We start from the raw sequence: 13,911 nt of genomic DNA, 5'->3' as shown, positions 1-13,911 counted from the left end.
AGTGCTTACATCCGGTTGACGACTCGGGCGGTACGCCTCGGTTAAGGTCTGCGATGGCAGACACGCTGGCGTGTCTCGTTTGGAGTCAGACGCACTATGCATTTCAGGCAGTCACTCAAGACCGCTGCGCGGCTTAACCCCTTGTCGCATCGTTCGATGCACTGGGTGCAAGAGCGCAGCCAGTTCATCAAGGCGATGCTGGCGAACCCCGCCGCCATTGGCGCCATCGCGCCGTCCAGCGCAGCGCTGGCGGCGGCGATTACCGCGCCCGTGCACGCCGCTGAGGGCAAAGTGCTGGAGCTGGGCTGCGGCACGGGCGTCTTCACCCGCGAGATGGTGCGCAAGGGCGTGGACCCGTCAAACCTGGTGCTGGTCGAACAGGACTGGGCAATGAGCTCCCGGCTGCGCCAACAGTTTCCGAATGCGACCGTGCTTCAGGCGTCGGCCGAAGACTTGTCGCGCGATACGCATCCAGCGCTGGACGGCATCGGCGCCACCATCTGCGGGCTGCCTTTGCGCAACATGAGTTCGGCGCTGCATAGCCGTTTGTTGGCGGCGGTGTTCGAGGCGATGTGTCCGGGCGGGGCCATGCACTTGTTCACCTATGGCGTGCGCTGCCCGATATCCGCCAGCGTGCTGGACGACTTTGGTTTGAAGGCCCGGCGGTCCCGCTTTGTGCCGCTGAATCTGCCGCCCGCGTCCGTCTACAGCCTGTCGCGCTACGCCTGAAGCCTGCGCCACGCCACGGGGCTGCATCCCATGGCGCGAGAAAAGGTGCGGGTGAAATGGCTCTGGTCGGCATACCCGCACAAATGCGCAATCTGGCCCAGCAGCAGCTGGGATGTGCGCAGATAGTCTTTGGCGCGGTCCAGCCGCGCCTGCATCAGCCAGCGGTGCGGCGGCAGGCCGGTGGTTTCACGAAACGCGCGCGCAAAATGGCTGCGCGACAGCCCGCAAGCCTGCGCAAGGTCTGCCAGCGGCAGATCCCCATCCATGTGCGCCAGCATCATCTCTTTGGCGCGGCGCTCCTGCCAGGGCGCCAGCCCGCCGCGCAGGCGGGGCGCAGCCAAGCTGCCATAGGTCTTGGACAAATGCGCGTGCAACGCCAGCGCCATATGGTCCACGAACAGGCGCGAGGCGCATTCGGGATGCGCCAGGGCAGGCAGCAGCGCTAGCCCAAGTTGATGAACCGTGGGGTCGATGGTTGCCAGATGCGGCGGGTGAAACAGCCGCCCGGCCCGGCGGCCGCCGATGTCTTCAGCGGTTTCATCCAGCGCGGATTGCGGCACATAGAATTGCAGGCAGTCGTAGCTGCCGCGCAAGTTCGACACCCAGTGGCGGTCCAGGTCGTAGATGATCAACGTGCCTGCGCTGGAAGGGCGATGCGGTGCGGGCTTGCCGTCCACCCATAAATCCTGGTCGGAAAACGGCTTCAGCTGCAACACCACCAGGTAGGCGGCTTCCAGCTGATAGGGTTCGGTCAGCCCGTTGTCGCGCCGCGCGCTTTGAACGCGGGAAATGCCGATGGGAGAGGCTTGCAACGCATTGCTGACGATGGTCTGCGTCACCTCGGCATGCATGTGTGCGGAGTATTCCCACGTCGTCGCGCTTTGATCCATGGAAAGCCGCTTGCATCGTTCAGAACAGTGAAGCGGGAATTTTAGCCGGTGGAGGCTGACGGCTGGCGGCTGCCGCGTCATGCACGGATACCGGTAGTTTCGCACTGGCGATTTTCATGCGGAACGCCACGTTCTTATCGCCCTCATCACTTTAGGCAGCACGAAAGCACGAGCGCCGCACGCGGACGATTGAATCCGGCGTGGCCTCGTTGCCGCGGCTATGTGCGCGGCGCATGATAGTCGCGTTGTCTAACGGCGAAGCCAAGGACGGGATACTGCGATGAAAGATCAAACTGATCAAGACAGCGCCGCGATTACCGGCGTGGAAGACAGGGGAACTGGCGTTTATTTGCGGCGAGAACCTGACGGCAGCAAGCGCAAGATGTTGATTCGCGTGAGATCGTATGTGGACTACGAAGAATATGCGAATGACCCCGCAGTGATCGCTTGCCGATGGGTACCCGAGCAGATCATGAGCTATCCGGATTTGGAGAATACAAGCTGTGTGCCGGTTGCGTGCGTGGACCGCTGCATTCGACGGGGTTGCCTGTGTGATCCCGATACGAATACCTGCGGCTGAAAGCGGTTTGCCTTGGGGGCATGATGGACAAGAACCGAAGTGTGAGTCTCGGACTGTTCGCGGTGTATGGCGTGCTGCTATTGGTGGCGGCCGTTTGGTCGTGGAAATTCACGGGGCCTGAGAAGGGATTCGCCGAGCTATTTGCGGTATGGGTCGCGGCGCTGACGTCAGGGCTCGGCGCGGCGGTGTCGTTCATTGTGTTGTCCGGTCAAAGAGATGCGAATCGCGAGCTTGAAAAGTTGAAGGGCGACATCAGTAAGAGCGTGAACAGTGAACTTGAAGTGTTGAAGGGCGAGATCAGTAGGAGCGTGAACCGTGAACTTGAATTGCTTAAGGGCGAGATAAGCAAAGGTTTGAAGCTGGTCGATTTCTCTATGGGGCAAGTCGCCAGGGCGAGCGAAGTGGTTAGTGCTGCACTGTCGAACTACTACTATGCGTTCGCCACCTTGGAGTACGGTGCCTACGACGAGCGTGATGCTCAGGCGGCTGAAATGTCGATGCGGCAGGCGCATTCACGCCTATTGGACCTGCTGCCAGACGCTAGGGATACTTTTGAGGATTTTTGGCAAGTGGGCGCCAATATCCAGGGTGAGTTACGCAAGATGGGCGGTGGGAACGACCGGCAGGCGGAGATGAAGCAGATATGGCGGAACTATGTGCGGGACTTCGGCGGCAAGATAAAGGCCGCCGAAGCCGCGCTGATGGCGTCGCGGGAGAAGGCGCGCGACGGCGCGCTGTAGCCGTTCCGCCCGACCGCGACTTCAGTTTCAGTTGCAGCGTTCCGTCGGCAACCCGTAGCCGACCGTGATGGCGTTGACCGGCACGTCCTTGAAGGCGGCTTCGGCGGCGGTGTCAAAGCGGGTCTCGCAATTGAATTTCCGGTTCAGCACGTAGTCCTGGCCGGCGGCCTTTTTGATGTCGGCTTCCCATTGGTCGGCCGCATCCAGCGCCTTGCCGCCCGCCAGCACCATTTCCATCAAGACTTCCATGCCGCCCGACGAACGCGGGGCCACCCACAGGGCATAGGCCGAGGGGTCCACGGCGTTGCCGCAGTCCGTCAGGCAGCTTGCCGTGTAGCGTTGGCCACGGCCGAACGCGCCGGGGGTGAGGGGCTGACCGGCCTTGGGGGCGTCTTCGCCGATGAAGCTCGACAGGTCGGGCTTGCAGTTGTCGGCCAGGTCCATGCGCAGGGCCGAGACCTTGTCGTGGGTGATCGTGGCCGTGATGCGGCATTCCTGCACCACGAAAACGTAGTCATTCTTGAAGGATTCGCGCGGCACCCCGGCAATCGATTCGAAGTAGCGCTGCGTCGTGCCCAGCATGCTGCCGTGGAAGACTTCCTTCACCGTTGCGGCCTGCGTCGCGCCCGCGGCGGCGAGGAGGATGCCCAGGGGGATACCCAGAGTCAAGGCCTTGAATTTCATAGAGAAAACACTCCGTCGTGTGTGGGGTCGTGCGCCGCGCGTGGGGTCAGCGGGGCGGGATGCTCCGGCATGCTGCCACAAAGCGCCGCACGCCTCCATGTCAAAAATGGTGAACGGGGTATCGGGCTGCTATATTTTCGCGATTCCATGACCTCTGTAAAGGATGCGCGAATGCGATCGATCGTAGACGGGAATCGGGTGTTGGCGCGGGGGCCGTGGACGGGCAAACTTGCCGCGGCGCTGATGCTTGCCGGGCTATTGAGCGGGTGTTCAACGTCGTCAGGGCTGTGCGACAGCTTCGGCCCGAGCCAACGCGCATCGATGGCCGTACCGCCAGGCGCTTCCGCCCAGAAGGTGTTTGCCTGCCTGGACGAGGCGACCAGCGGCAAGGGTGATCGCCCTGAATATGCTGGCAAGGGCCAGGCCGTGCGAGACCTGGCTACCGGCGTCTACGAGACGGACCAGTACAACGCGTCGAACGTATCCGGCTTTCGCCTGAAGGCCGAGCTGTCTAAGCAGACGCCGTCGTCGCTGGCCCTGACCTTGCGGGGCGCGGGCGCGTACTGCGCGGACTTGGGCGTCGACGCGGAAATGGCGCGTCTGAAGGCAGACGTGTCGGCTTGCCTACAACGTTAAGGCAAGGCCGCCTGCGTGGCTAGCCGCGCAGGCGCACCGTCATGCCGTCATGCCGTCAAGGCCGCTCAAGCGGCAGCCCAGGCTTTGGCGCCTGGGCGGTCAGGATGGAACCCGTGGTGGATTCCGTGCAGAACAGGGTGCGCCGGTCCGAGCCGCCAAAGGCAAGATTCGTCGTGGACGCGCCCCGCGGGCTGCGCCAGACCGTTACCGGCTCAGCGCGATGGTTCAGCTGCCAGACGTAACCCAAGCCGGGGTTGCACACCAGCACATTGCCATCGACGTCCACGGCCAATCCGTCCGGGCCGCTTGGTCCATACGACGTGAAAAACTGGCTGACCTTGCTGACGCTGCCATCGGGCAGCAGCGGCACGCGCCACACACAATTGCCGCGTGTCACCGCCAGGTACAGCACGCGGCCATCAGGCGATAACGCCACGCCGTTGGGGCTGGGAACGTTGTTTAGCAGCTGATCCAGCTGGCCATCAGGGCGCAGCCGATACAGGCGCCCGCTGGGGTCGTGCAAGCCGCTTTGACCCTGGTCCGTGAAGTACAGGTTGCCGTGCGCATCGAAGATCAGGTCGTTGACGCCTTTGAAGCGCTCGCTGTTGCGGCGGGCCAGGAACGGGGTGACTCGGCCGCTGGCGATATCCAGCATCATCAGCCCGTTCTTGTAATCCGTGATCAGCAGGCGGCCGTCATCCAGGAATTTCATGCCGTTGGGTTCGCCATCGTATTCGGCTACCTGCGACCACTGCCGGTCAGGCGACACGCGGAACACGCGGCCCCACGGGATATCGGTCACGTACAGATTGCCTTGCGTGTCGAAGACAGGGCCTTCCAGAAAGGAGTCTACGGCTACCCCGCCACGATTCGCATCGGCCCAGTCGCTGCGTTGCGGACGGCGGTAAGCGTCGGGCATCGTCGTCCACACATCGAACTCGATCACTTCGGGAGCTTGGAGAATGAACATGGTGTTTCCTTGCGCGCTTATTTGGCGTCGAATTTATTTGGCGTCGAATCCGATGTTACGCGCGACGTTGCCCCACATTACCCCGCTGTCCGCCAGAATGCGCCCAAACTCCTTGGCGTCGGCCGCGCGCGGTTCGGCGCCCATCTTGAGCGCAAAGGTCTTCATTTCTTCCGATGCCATTGCGGTGGCCACTTCGCGTTGCAGGCGCGCCGAGACCTCGGGGGGCGTGCCTTTGGGCACCCACAACCCCGTCCAATTGACCACGCCAAAGTCCTTCACGCCGGCCTCCGCGAACGTAGGCACGTTGGGCAAGACTTCCAGCCGCTTGTCACCGCTGACGGCCAGCAGCCGCAGCTGGCCGCCTTGCACCGGCCCCATCACGCCTGTCGTTGACGCGAATTGGAAATCGATGACCTTGCCCATTACCGCTTGCGTGGCTTCGGCGGCGCCCTTGAAGGGCACGTGCATGAATGCGGCGCCTGTGGCCAGCGACAGCCCTTCGGCCGCGAAGTGCGGGGTCGTGCCGGGGCCTCCCGAACCATAGGTGATCTGGTTGGGCTTGGCGCGGGCGGCTGCCGTCAGGTCGCCCAACGTGTGGAAAGGACTGTCGGCAGATACGGCCAGCGCCATCGGGGCGAAGACAAAGGCCGACACGGGTTGCAGATCTTGCGCCGGGTCGAACGGCAGTTTCTTGAAGATGTGCGGCAACAGGGAATAGGTGGTGTCGTTGGCGACCAGCGTGTAGCCATCGGGCGCGGCGCGCGCCACCTGGCTGACGCCGATGGTGCCTGTGGCGCCGGGCTTGTTTTCCACAATGAAGCTCTGCCCCGTCTGAGTGGACAGCATTTGCGCCATCTTGCGGGTGGCGACATCCACCGCGCCGCCTGGGCCATAAGGCACCACGATGCGCACAGGGCGGCTGGGCCAGGCGTCCGCGGCTTGGGGCGCGGCAGATGCCAGCAGCGGCAAGGCGCAGGCGGTGATCAGGGCGGCGGCCTTCAAGCGGACCAGGGAGGGGTTGTGCAGGGCCATGTCTTCCTCGCTCTTTGTTCGGGTGGTGGGGGCTTAGTCGGCCTTCAGGCCAAGCTCGTCGGCCAGCTTGCGATAGGAGTCGATTTCTCCGGAGAGTTGCGCATGGAACGCATCGCCGCAGGTCTCGCGGTGTTGCAAGCCCAACGCATCCAGGCTCTTGGCGGTAGCGGGCGCCTGGGCGAAATCCCGCGCGATCTGCTCGAGCTTGGCGCGCACGTCTTGCGGCAGGCCAGCCGGCGCCAGCACGCCATACCAGGCATCGGCGGTGTAACCCTGCACGCCGGCCTCATCGAACGTGGGCACTTGCGGCAATTGCGGCAGGCGCTTGGGCGCGGCGACCGCCAGCGCGGTCAATTTGCCGGATGTCACCTGCGGCAGCACCGACCCTAATGTCGCAAACGAGCTGTCGATCTGGCCGCCCATCAGGTCGGAGATCACCTGAGCCGCGCCCTTGTAGGGAATGTGGTTCATCGACGTATGGGTCAGGCGCAGGAACTCGGCGGTGGCGAAATGCCCCGAGCTGCCCGTGCCGGGCGTGGCGTAGGTGACGCGGCCAGGCTCGGCGCGGACCTTCGCCAGGAATGCCCCAAGGGTGTTCACTTTCAGAGCGGGCCCGACAACCAGCACGGTCGGGCTGACGGCCACGGCGCACACGGGCGTGAACGATTGCAGCGCGTCGAACTTTACGCGGTTGCTGTAGAGCGCCGGAATCATGGTGTGGTTGGTGGCCCCCACCAGCAAGGTGTAGCCGTCAGGCGCTGCCTTGGCGACGGCTTCCGCGGCCAGGATGGTATTGGCGCCGGGCTTGTTCTCGACCACGAATGTCTGCCCCGTGGCCTGCGACGCATAAGACGCGAATGCGCGAGCGACCACATCAGTCGGGCCGCCCGGTGAGAAGCCGACGACGACACGCACGGGGTGATCGGGGTAGGCGGCATGGGCGGCGCTGGCGCAAAGAGCCAGGGCCGCCATCGTAAGGGGGCGGAAAAGATTCACAGGATGTCTCCTCTGTGGGGTGTGGGCGTGCGGCCTGTTTCGGACGCTGCGCCAGTCAGTGGCGGGTGTAACGCGTGGTTGCCGGGTAGGGCGCGGTCAGACGGTAGCGATGGGCGTAGCAGGCGAACCCACGGCGCCGGGCAGGCGCAGCGGCGGCGCGGTCAGCAGGAAGCGATGGCGGCGATGGGCGCGCAGCCACCGCGCAAGCGGCGTCAGCCACCAAAGCTCGCCCAGATGGATGCCGTTCTTGAACAGGCAATGTTCGTGCAAGGGCAGGCGCGGGCGCCGCAAGGCGGGGGCAGGCGCGCTCAGGTTCACCGTCTGCACCAGTTCGACGGCGGGGTTGTCGGCAATCAGGCAGGCCAGCCGCGACGTATCGATCCATTGCAGCAGACGGCTGTCGTGGCCGTCGAGCCCGCTGCCGGTTGCGTGCAAATGCGCCACATCGGGTTGCCGGTTCATGGCCATGAGCATGTCGCCAAACCCCGTGTGCAGGCACACCATGTCGCCGGGTTCCACGGTGACGCCATCGGCCTCCATGATGCGCATGAGCATGTCGTATCCGACGGCGGTTCGCGTGCGGCCTACATGGGCTTCCAGGTCGATCAGCACTCCCCGGCCTTGCACGCCGTGCTCGGCCAGATGTTCGATGCCTAGCGCGCCGGCGCGGGGGCCGGGAAAGCGCGCCCACTCGGCGGCGGCGTCGGCGTCTTCGTGCGCGGCGACGATTTCCCGGCCGGCCCGAAAGCCGTTGTAGAAGACGGCTTCAGGCTCGCCATCGCCATCGGCATCGAAAAGGCTGCCCATGTGCGCCAGGCTGTCCCATTGGGTCGAGTACTGCGTGTTCATCAGCAGCACGTCGTCGCACACGACGTCTGTCAGTAGCGGGTCTTCCGATGCATAGGACCAGCAATACCCTTGCGCCCCAGCGCTCTTGCCGTCACGCAGCGTGGCATAGCGCTGCGGCGGCAAGCGGCGGGGGTTGAGCGCCATGCCGCCAGGCACGTCCAACGGGAGCGACAGGCAAAACGTAAGCCCTTCGCGCGCTTCGGCGATGCCCGCTCGCACTTTGGCGGGCGTGACCAGATTCATTCGGCCGAGCTGATCGTCGGGGCCAAATTCGCCCCAGTGGCTTCCCGGCGGCGCGTGTTTCCAACGTTGCGGCATCGGCGGCTCCTCAGGCGGACGCGGAAGCGCGCGCCAGCACCGTCAGGATGTTGCGGGCCGCGGCCATGCCCATGTTCACGTAGGCGGCGCTGGTGACCCCGCCAATATGCGGGCTGAGGATGATGCGCGGCTCTTGCTGAAAGGGGTGGCCGGCCGCCATCGGTTCGGTGGCGAAGCTGTCCAGGCCCGCCGCCATCACCTGGCCGGATCGCACCGCCGCCAGCAGCGCGTCTTCGTCCACCAACCCGCCGCGCGCGGTGTTGACGAGAATCACGCCTGACCGGCATTGCGCCAGCGTGGCGGCATTGACCATGCCCCGGTTGTCGTCGGTCAGCGGGCAATGCAGCGAGATTGCATCGGCGTCCTTCCAGATGCGCTCCAACGGCACACGCTCGACATACGCGGGCAGGTTCTGCGCGTAAGGATCAAAGCCGATCACGCGCATGTCCATCCCGTGCGCCATCGCCGCCATGCGCTGGCCGATGGCGCCCAGGCCGATCAGGCCGATCGTCTTGCCGGCCAGTTCCACGCTCTTGTGCGTGGACTTGTCCCAGTGGCCGCCGCGCATGCGCGCATCCAGCGCCACCACGGATTTGGCGCAGCTCATCAAGAGCGCCAGCGCCTGCTCGGCGACCGCCGCCGCGTTCACGCCCACGGCTGCCACGACGTCGATGCCGCGCTGCGCAGCGGCGGCCTTGTCGATGGTGTCGGTGCCGCTGCCGTGCTTGGAGATCACGCGCAGCGCCGGCGCCGCATCCATCGCGGCCGCGCCCACCTTGCTGTAGCGCACAATGATGGCAATGGGGTTGTGCGTGCGGCACAGCGCCACGACGTCGTCTTCAGACGGCGTCTTGCCCGCGTAGACCACGTTGAAGTCGCCCAGCAGCGCCAGCGCTTCGGGCGCCAGGTCGGCGGCCGTGACGAGGATGGCGGGTTTGTCGGAAGGGGAAGCCTTCATAGCGATTCCCCTTCCTTCAACACACCCGCCGCGCGCAGCGCCGCCGTCAGCCACTTGGCTTCGGTGTCGCCGGCCTGGATGGCGGCGATGCGGGCAGCTTCGTCGCGCACTTTCTTTTCGGCGGCGGGAAGCAGGCCTTCAATTTTTTCGCGTTCGACCACCACCACGCCGTCGGCGTCGCCGATGATGAAGTCGCCCGCGTTGACGGTCACGCCGCCCACCGACACGGGGTGGCCGATGCGGCCGGGCACATTCTTGGTCGGGCCGTTGGGGTTGGTGCCTGCGGCGAAGACGGGGTAATCCATCTCGATGATTTCGACGGTGTCGCGCGCCGCGCCATCCATCACCACGCCCGCGATGCCCAGCTTGCGGCAGGCGTTCATCATGATGGTGCCCATCAGCGCCGAGCTCAGATCGCCCTTGCCGTCGATGACCAGCACATCGCCCGGCTTGGCCAGCGAGATGGCGGCGTGAATCATCAGGTTGTCGCCCGGCCGCACTTCAACGGTGAGCGCCGTGCCTGCGACTTTCATACCGGGGTGCAAGGGCCGGATGCGGCCACTGAGCGCGCCACGGCGGCCAGCCACGTCGGCCAGAATCGCGGGTTGCAGTTCAGCCGCGCGGCGCACGATGGCGGCGTCTACGCGGGGAAAGTCTTTGATGATGTCGTGGTTTGCCATGAAGGTTCCTATGAGAAGGCAAAAGTCATTCGACGCGGGCGCCCGAGTCCTTGACGATCTTTCCCCAGCGGGCGCGGTCGTCGCGGATCAGTTTGGCGAAGTCTTCAGGGGTGCCCGTCAGCACGCGCGCACCTTGCTCCTGGTACTTCACGCCTAGCTCTTTGGATTGCAGCGCCTTGTTGAACTCGGCGTTCAGGCGGTCCACGATGTCTTTCGGCACGCCCTTGGGGGCGGCCAGACCGAACCAGGTCACCGCTTCAAATCCCGGATAGCCGCGTTCGGCGATGGTGGGCACGTCGGGCAGATCGGGCACGCGTTGGGCGGACGTGACCGCCAGCGCGCGCATCTTGCCGTTGCGCACGTGGCCGATCAGCGTGGGAACGGACGACAGGTACATGTCGATCTGTCCGCCGATCAGGTCATTGGAGGCCTGCGCGGCCCCTTTGTAGGGGATGTGCGTGAGCTGGATGCCGGCTGCGTTCTGCAACTGCACGGCCGCCAGATGCGACACGGTGCCGTTGCCCGAGCTGGCGTAATTCAGGATTCCCGGCTTCGCCTTGGCGGCCGCAATCATGTCGTCCAACGACTTCAACGGCGACCCTGCCGGCACCACGATCACCAGCGGCGCGTCGGCAATGAGCCCAATCGCGGTCAGGTCTTTCTCGGGGTCATAGGGCAGCTTGGCGTACAGCGTAGGGTTGATCGCCAGGTTGCTGGTTTGCCCCAGCACCAGCGAATACCCATCGGGGTCGGACTTGGCCACCGTGTCTACGCCGATGTTGCCGCCCGACCCGGGGCGGTTCTCGGTCACGATGTTCCAGCCGGTGTTGCTGGCGACCTTCACGGCGGCTTCGCGGGCTAGCACGTCGGTGCCGCCGCCGGGGGGAAACGGAACGACCAGGCGGATGGGTTTGTTGGGGTAGCCCTGGGCCAGGCTGAGCCCGGTTGCGCAGACGAGGGCGAGTCCTGAGAGCGCGCGTACGACGACTTTCATGGTTTGTCTCCGATTGTTGTTTTGGTAGGTGCATTGTCGGATCGTGTTCCGCACAATACAATCCAGGTTCGTCTAGCGAAACATGTTGCATACCATGAACGATCAAGAGACTGGAAATTCGGAAGCCGCGAAGGCGGGCGACGACGGCGAAGAAGGCGTTATCGCCGTGCGCCGCGCCATGCGCATCCTGGAAGCGTTCGGCGTTGAAGACTCGCACCTGACGCTGGCGGAACTGAGCCGGCGCACCGGCTGCCATCGTTCGACGGTGCTGCGGCTGGCGCGCACGCTGGCCATGGACGATTACCTGGCGCAACGCGCCGATGGCACCTGGCGGCTGGCGCGCGCGGCGGGCTGGCTGGGCGCCTGTTATCAGGCCACGTTCAACGTGCAGGAAGTGGTGCAGCCGGTGCTGCGCGAGCTCTCGGCGGCCACGGGCGAAAGCGCCACGTTTTATGTGCGCGAGGGCAACCAGCGCATCTGTATGGCGCGTGTCGAAGGCCCCAAGTCCATCCGCCACCATGTGCGCGTGGGCGCGTCGCTGCCGCTCACGCTGGGCAGCCCGGGCCGCGTGCTGCTGGCCTTCTCCGGCGAGGCCGGCGAACCCTATGAATCCGTGCGGCGCGCCGGCTACATGATGTCGCTGGGCGAGCGCGATGCCGAAGTCTCAAGCATCTCGGCGCCCGTCTACGGCATGAACTGGACCTTGTTGGGCGCAATGTGCATCTCTGGCCCGATCTCGCGCTTGACCGAGCAAGTGCTGCTGGGCCACAAAGACGCCATTCTTGCCGCGGCCAGCCGGCTGTCGCGTTCGATGATGGGCGCGCGTCAAGGCGCTTGAACGCGCGTGGCGCCGCCAGCGCCCATGTGGGCCGCTAGGTTTCAGAACTTCTGCGGAACGTATCGAATCGGCCGATCCGGCTCTTGATACCCTTGCGCCTTTTGCCGCTTGGGCAGTTTGATCTCGGGGCGGGGCAGCGCCTTGTACGGAATGCTCTGAAGGATGTGGCTGATGATGTTCAGACGCACGCGCTTCTTGTTGTTGGAGTCGGCCACGTGCCACGGCGCAAGGTCCGTATCGCTGGCGGCGAACATATCGTCTCGCGCCCGCGAATAGTCATACCAGCGGCTGTACGAATCCAGGTCCAGTTTGGACAGCTTCCATATCTTGCGCTCGTCGTGGATACGGGCCTGGAGCCGGCGGGTTTGTTCTTCCTCGCTGACTTCCAGCCAGTACTTGAGCAGGATGATGCCGGAATCGATGATCGCCCGCTCCACCAGCGGCACGGCCTTCAGGAACACCTTGGCTTGTTCCTTCGTGCAAAAGCCCATCACGCGTTCGACGCCTGCGCGGTTGTACCAGCTGCGGTCGAAGATCACGACTTCACCGGCCGCGGGCAGATGCGGCAGGTAGCGCTGCACATACATCTGCGTCTTCTCGCGCTCGGTGGGTGAGGGCAGGGCGATGACGCGAAAAATGCGCGGGCTGACGCGCTCGGTAATCGCTTTGATGGTGCCGCCCTTGCCCGCGCCATCGCGCCCTTCAAACAGAATGCAGACCTTGGCGCCGCTGTGCACCACCCACTGCTGAAGCTTGACCAGTTCGACATGCAGGCGCGCGAGTTCTTTTTCGTAGGCCTTGCCCGTCAGGGGCTGGGCTGCTTTCACGCCGTCTTCCGCTGCTCTTTTCTTGGCCATGACTTGCCTCCTTGAGTCGCACGAATTACTTGCGTAGCGCTTCGCGTACGTTGAGATTGTGAGGCGGCGGCCCGCCACGCGTCCATGATGATTCCGGCGAAAAATCGTCAGGCAGGGGGCAAAGGCGAATGCGAAGGTGAATGCGAAGTTGAATGGGCATTGAGCCTGCGCCGCGTTTCGGACGGGGTTTCAAGAAATAGCGCGTGATAGCGTGCGGCCGCATACGTGGAGTACGGATAGCCATGCTGGAAAAAGCAATCGGAAACGGTCTGCCGGTTCGCGCTGTCCGCCAAATCCAGATAGACGTCATGGAGTTTGCGCAGGCACAGGTAATGGCCCGGGCTCATGCCAAAACACAGCTGGAACACATCGCGCAAGCTGCGTTCGCTGATCTTCATGCGCCGGCACAATTCGTCGACATGCACCGCCTGCTGCGGGTCGTTCCGAAAAATCGACAGCGCCAGTTCGCACAGCAGCGGCAACGACAGGCCGGGCCGGCCTTTGGTCTTGTCGTGCGGGGTGCGCGCGGCGATCAGATCGCATAAGCGCTGCTCGATCAGACGCCGGCCAATCGCAGGCGGGCAGGTGGACGACATCGACAAGAGGGCCGCTTCACGCAGCGCAGCCACTTGCAGGTAGTCTGTCTTTACCGTGCCGGCTGCGCTAGTCCAACGCCGCAGCGTCTGCGCCGCGACGCTGTCAGCCGTGAATAGCGGCAAGGCCAGCGGCAGCGCAATGCTGACCCAGTCATTGGGGCCGGAGGCGCGAAAGACAAAGCCTTTTCCCGGCGCCAGCACCCCCAGGGAGTCTTGGGTGAAGGGCGCGCCGTTCAACCAGGCGTGCGTCGGTGCGCGTTCTGGCAGCAGCAATGTCAGGTGCGTGGCCCAGCCCACCGCTTCGCACAGGTTGGGCACCTTCGTGACGCCGCGCTGCACGTCGATGCCATCCACATCCAGATGGCCGGTGCGCCAGCCCCCGTCTCTGGACCCCAATAGGAATACCCGTACATCGGCGTGGAAGAGCGCGGCCGCGTACGAATCAAATGACTCGAAGTGCTGCAATTTCATCTACGCCTCCACGCAAGAGAGCTGACGATATTCTGCCGAAATTAGCATGGACTAAGGGCTGCGTCACTGGCGAAAATGCAGGTCACGTTCTCT

The 13,911-nt window shown here is 64.3% G+C and carries 16 protein-coding genes; 5 read left to right on the top strand and 11 right to left on the bottom strand.

The window, feature by feature from the left end:
* Positions 1 to 96: 96 nt before the first annotated feature.
* Positions 97 to 729 (top strand): class I SAM-dependent methyltransferase, encoded by a 633-nt coding sequence (locus ACFZAI_RS25965; protein WP_391569638.1) that lies wholly within the window; start codon positions 97 to 99, stop codon positions 727 to 729.
* Here the strand turns inward: ACFZAI_RS25965 and ACFZAI_RS25960 are convergent.
* Positions 720 to 1,619: an AraC family transcriptional regulator gene (locus ACFZAI_RS25960; RefSeq protein WP_391569637.1), complete on the bottom strand. Its 900-nt coding sequence runs from the start codon at positions 1,617 to 1,619 to the stop codon at positions 720 to 722. The genes ACFZAI_RS25965 and ACFZAI_RS25960 overlap by 10 nt on opposite strands.
* 280 nt (positions 1,620 to 1,899) lie before the next feature.
* Between ACFZAI_RS25960 and ACFZAI_RS25955 the strand changes: the two genes are divergently transcribed.
* Positions 1,900 to 2,199 (top strand): hypothetical protein, encoded by a 300-nt coding sequence (locus ACFZAI_RS25955; RefSeq protein WP_391569636.1) that lies wholly within the window; start codon positions 1,900 to 1,902, stop codon positions 2,197 to 2,199.
* A 20-nt stretch (positions 2,200 to 2,219) separates the two neighbouring features.
* Positions 2,220 to 2,939, top strand: coding sequence for a hypothetical protein (locus ACFZAI_RS25950; RefSeq protein WP_391569635.1), 720 nt, complete (start codon positions 2,220 to 2,222; stop codon positions 2,937 to 2,939).
* 27 nt (positions 2,940 to 2,966) lie between these two features.
* On the opposite strand, the gene ACFZAI_RS25945 is transcribed toward ACFZAI_RS25950, so the two are convergent.
* A complete protein-coding gene (locus ACFZAI_RS25945) occupies positions 2,967 to 3,623 on the bottom strand; it encodes a hypothetical protein (protein ID WP_391569634.1) in 657 nt (218 codons plus the stop codon).
* A 171-nt stretch (positions 3,624 to 3,794) separates the two neighbouring features.
* Here ACFZAI_RS25945 and ACFZAI_RS25940 point away from each other — a divergent pair, with 171 nt between their 5' ends.
* The gene (locus ACFZAI_RS25940) at positions 3,795 to 4,259 is read left to right on the top strand and encodes a hypothetical protein (RefSeq protein ID WP_391569633.1); all 465 of its coding nucleotides are present in this window, start codon (positions 3,795 to 3,797) and stop codon (positions 4,257 to 4,259) included.
* A 55-nt stretch (positions 4,260 to 4,314) separates the two neighbouring features.
* Here the strand turns inward: ACFZAI_RS25940 and ACFZAI_RS25935 are convergent, their stop codons facing one another.
* The 7 genes from ACFZAI_RS25935 to ACFZAI_RS25905 all read right to left on the bottom strand — a co-directional run bounded on the left by ACFZAI_RS25935 (position 4,315) and on the right by ACFZAI_RS25905 (position 11,056).
* Entirely contained in the window at positions 4,315 to 5,229 is a 915-nt protein-coding gene (locus ACFZAI_RS25935) for an SMP-30/gluconolactonase/LRE family protein (RefSeq protein WP_391569632.1), read from the bottom strand.
* A 33-nt stretch (positions 5,230 to 5,262) separates the two neighbouring features.
* Positions 5,263 to 6,261, bottom strand: coding sequence for a Bug family tripartite tricarboxylate transporter substrate binding protein (locus ACFZAI_RS25930; RefSeq protein ID WP_391569631.1), 999 nt, complete (start codon positions 6,259 to 6,261; stop codon positions 5,263 to 5,265).
* A gap of 33 nt (positions 6,262 to 6,294) precedes the next feature.
* Positions 6,295 to 7,233 carry a Bug family tripartite tricarboxylate transporter substrate binding protein gene (locus ACFZAI_RS25925; RefSeq protein ID WP_391569726.1) on the bottom strand — a complete coding sequence of 313 codons (939 nt, stop codon included), beginning with the start codon at positions 7,231 to 7,233 and terminating at the stop codon, positions 6,295 to 6,297.
* 120 nt (positions 7,234 to 7,353) lie between these two features.
* Positions 7,354 to 8,424: a cyclase family protein gene (locus ACFZAI_RS25920; protein WP_391569629.1), complete on the bottom strand. Its 1,071-nt coding sequence runs from the start codon at positions 8,422 to 8,424 to the stop codon at positions 7,354 to 7,356.
* Between the two features lie 10 nt (positions 8,425 to 8,434).
* On the bottom strand, positions 8,435 to 9,382 hold the full coding sequence (locus ACFZAI_RS25915) for an NAD(P)-dependent oxidoreductase (protein WP_391569628.1): 948 nt from the start codon (positions 9,380 to 9,382) through the stop codon (positions 8,435 to 8,437).
* Positions 9,379 to 10,062: an RraA family protein gene (locus ACFZAI_RS25910; protein ID WP_391569627.1), complete on the bottom strand. Its 684-nt coding sequence runs from the start codon at positions 10,060 to 10,062 to the stop codon at positions 9,379 to 9,381. The genes ACFZAI_RS25915 and ACFZAI_RS25910 overlap by 4 nt, the downstream gene beginning before the upstream one ends.
* A 25-nt stretch (positions 10,063 to 10,087) precedes the next feature.
* Positions 10,088 to 11,056, bottom strand: a complete 969-nt coding sequence (locus tag ACFZAI_RS25905; RefSeq protein ID WP_391569626.1) for a Bug family tripartite tricarboxylate transporter substrate binding protein — start codon at positions 11,054 to 11,056, stop codon at positions 10,088 to 10,090.
* Positions 11,057 to 11,150: 94 nt separating this feature from the next.
* Between ACFZAI_RS25905 and ACFZAI_RS25900 the strand changes: the two genes are divergently transcribed.
* Positions 11,151 to 11,894, top strand: coding sequence for an IclR family transcriptional regulator (locus tag ACFZAI_RS25900; protein ID WP_391569625.1), 744 nt, complete (start codon positions 11,151 to 11,153; stop codon positions 11,892 to 11,894).
* A gap of 41 nt (positions 11,895 to 11,935) precedes the next feature.
* Here the strand turns inward: ACFZAI_RS25900 and ppk2 are convergent, their stop codons facing one another.
* Positions 11,936 to 12,751, bottom strand: coding sequence for a polyphosphate kinase 2 (gene ppk2 / locus ACFZAI_RS25895; protein WP_391569624.1), 816 nt, complete (start codon positions 12,749 to 12,751; stop codon positions 11,936 to 11,938).
* A 107-nt stretch (positions 12,752 to 12,858) separates the two neighbouring features.
* Complete coding sequence (locus ACFZAI_RS25890; RefSeq protein ID WP_391569622.1) at positions 12,859 to 13,818, bottom strand: helix-turn-helix domain-containing protein; 960 nt, start codon at positions 13,816 to 13,818, stop codon at positions 12,859 to 12,861.
* Positions 13,819 to 13,911: the final 93 nt, after the last annotated feature.

The organism is Achromobacter sp. NPDC008082 (assembly GCF_042957345.1).
GTDB classification, from domain to species: Bacteria; Pseudomonadota; Gammaproteobacteria; order Burkholderiales; family Burkholderiaceae_B; genus Achromobacter; species Achromobacter kerstersii_A.
Note: the sequence above shows the minus strand (reverse complement) of the source record. Positions and strands in the feature narration are given on the sequence as shown.

Excerpts from the sequence above, each read along its gene's own strand:
- ACFZAI_RS25925 (WP_391569726.1), bottom strand. The coding sequence starts at position 7,233 with ATGGCGGCCCTGGCTCTTTGCGCCAGCGCCGCCCATGCCGCCTACCCC.
- ACFZAI_RS25935 (WP_391569632.1), bottom strand. The coding sequence starts at position 5,229 with ATGTTCATTCTCCAAGCTCCCGAAGTGATCGAGTTCGATGTGTGGACG.
- ACFZAI_RS25955 (WP_391569636.1), top strand. The coding sequence starts at position 1,900 with ATGAAAGATCAAACTGATCAAGACAGCGCCGCGATTACCGGCGTGGAA.
- ACFZAI_RS25965 (WP_391569638.1), top strand. The coding sequence starts at position 97 with ATGCATTTCAGGCAGTCACTCAAGACCGCTGCGCGGCTTAACCCCTTG.
- ACFZAI_RS25890 (WP_391569622.1), bottom strand. The coding sequence starts at position 13,818 with ATGAAATTGCAGCACTTCGAGTCATTTGATTCGTACGCGGCCGCGCTC.
- ACFZAI_RS25940 (WP_391569633.1), top strand. The coding sequence starts at position 3,795 with ATGCGATCGATCGTAGACGGGAATCGGGTGTTGGCGCGGGGGCCGTGG.
- ACFZAI_RS25905 (WP_391569626.1), bottom strand. The coding sequence starts at position 11,056 with ATGAAAGTCGTCGTACGCGCGCTCTCAGGACTCGCCCTCGTCTGCGCA.
- ACFZAI_RS25930 (WP_391569631.1), bottom strand. The coding sequence starts at position 6,261 with ATGGCCCTGCACAACCCCTCCCTGGTCCGCTTGAAGGCCGCCGCCCTG.
- ACFZAI_RS25900 (WP_391569625.1), top strand. The coding sequence starts at position 11,151 with ATGAACGATCAAGAGACTGGAAATTCGGAAGCCGCGAAGGCGGGCGAC.
- ACFZAI_RS25910 (WP_391569627.1), bottom strand. The coding sequence starts at position 10,062 with ATGGCAAACCACGACATCATCAAAGACTTTCCCCGCGTAGACGCCGCC.
- ACFZAI_RS25950 (WP_391569635.1), top strand. The coding sequence starts at position 2,220 with ATGATGGACAAGAACCGAAGTGTGAGTCTCGGACTGTTCGCGGTGTAT.
- ppk2 (WP_391569624.1), bottom strand. The coding sequence starts at position 12,751 with ATGGCCAAGAAAAGAGCAGCGGAAGACGGCGTGAAAGCAGCCCAGCCC.
- ACFZAI_RS25915 (WP_391569628.1), bottom strand. The coding sequence starts at position 9,382 with ATGAAGGCTTCCCCTTCCGACAAACCCGCCATCCTCGTCACGGCCGCC.
- ACFZAI_RS25945 (WP_391569634.1), bottom strand. The coding sequence starts at position 3,623 with ATGAAATTCAAGGCCTTGACTCTGGGTATCCCCCTGGGCATCCTCCTC.
- ACFZAI_RS25920 (WP_391569629.1), bottom strand. The coding sequence starts at position 8,424 with ATGCCGCAACGTTGGAAACACGCGCCGCCGGGAAGCCACTGGGGCGAA.
- ACFZAI_RS25960 (WP_391569637.1), bottom strand. The coding sequence starts at position 1,619 with ATGGATCAAAGCGCGACGACGTGGGAATACTCCGCACACATGCATGCC.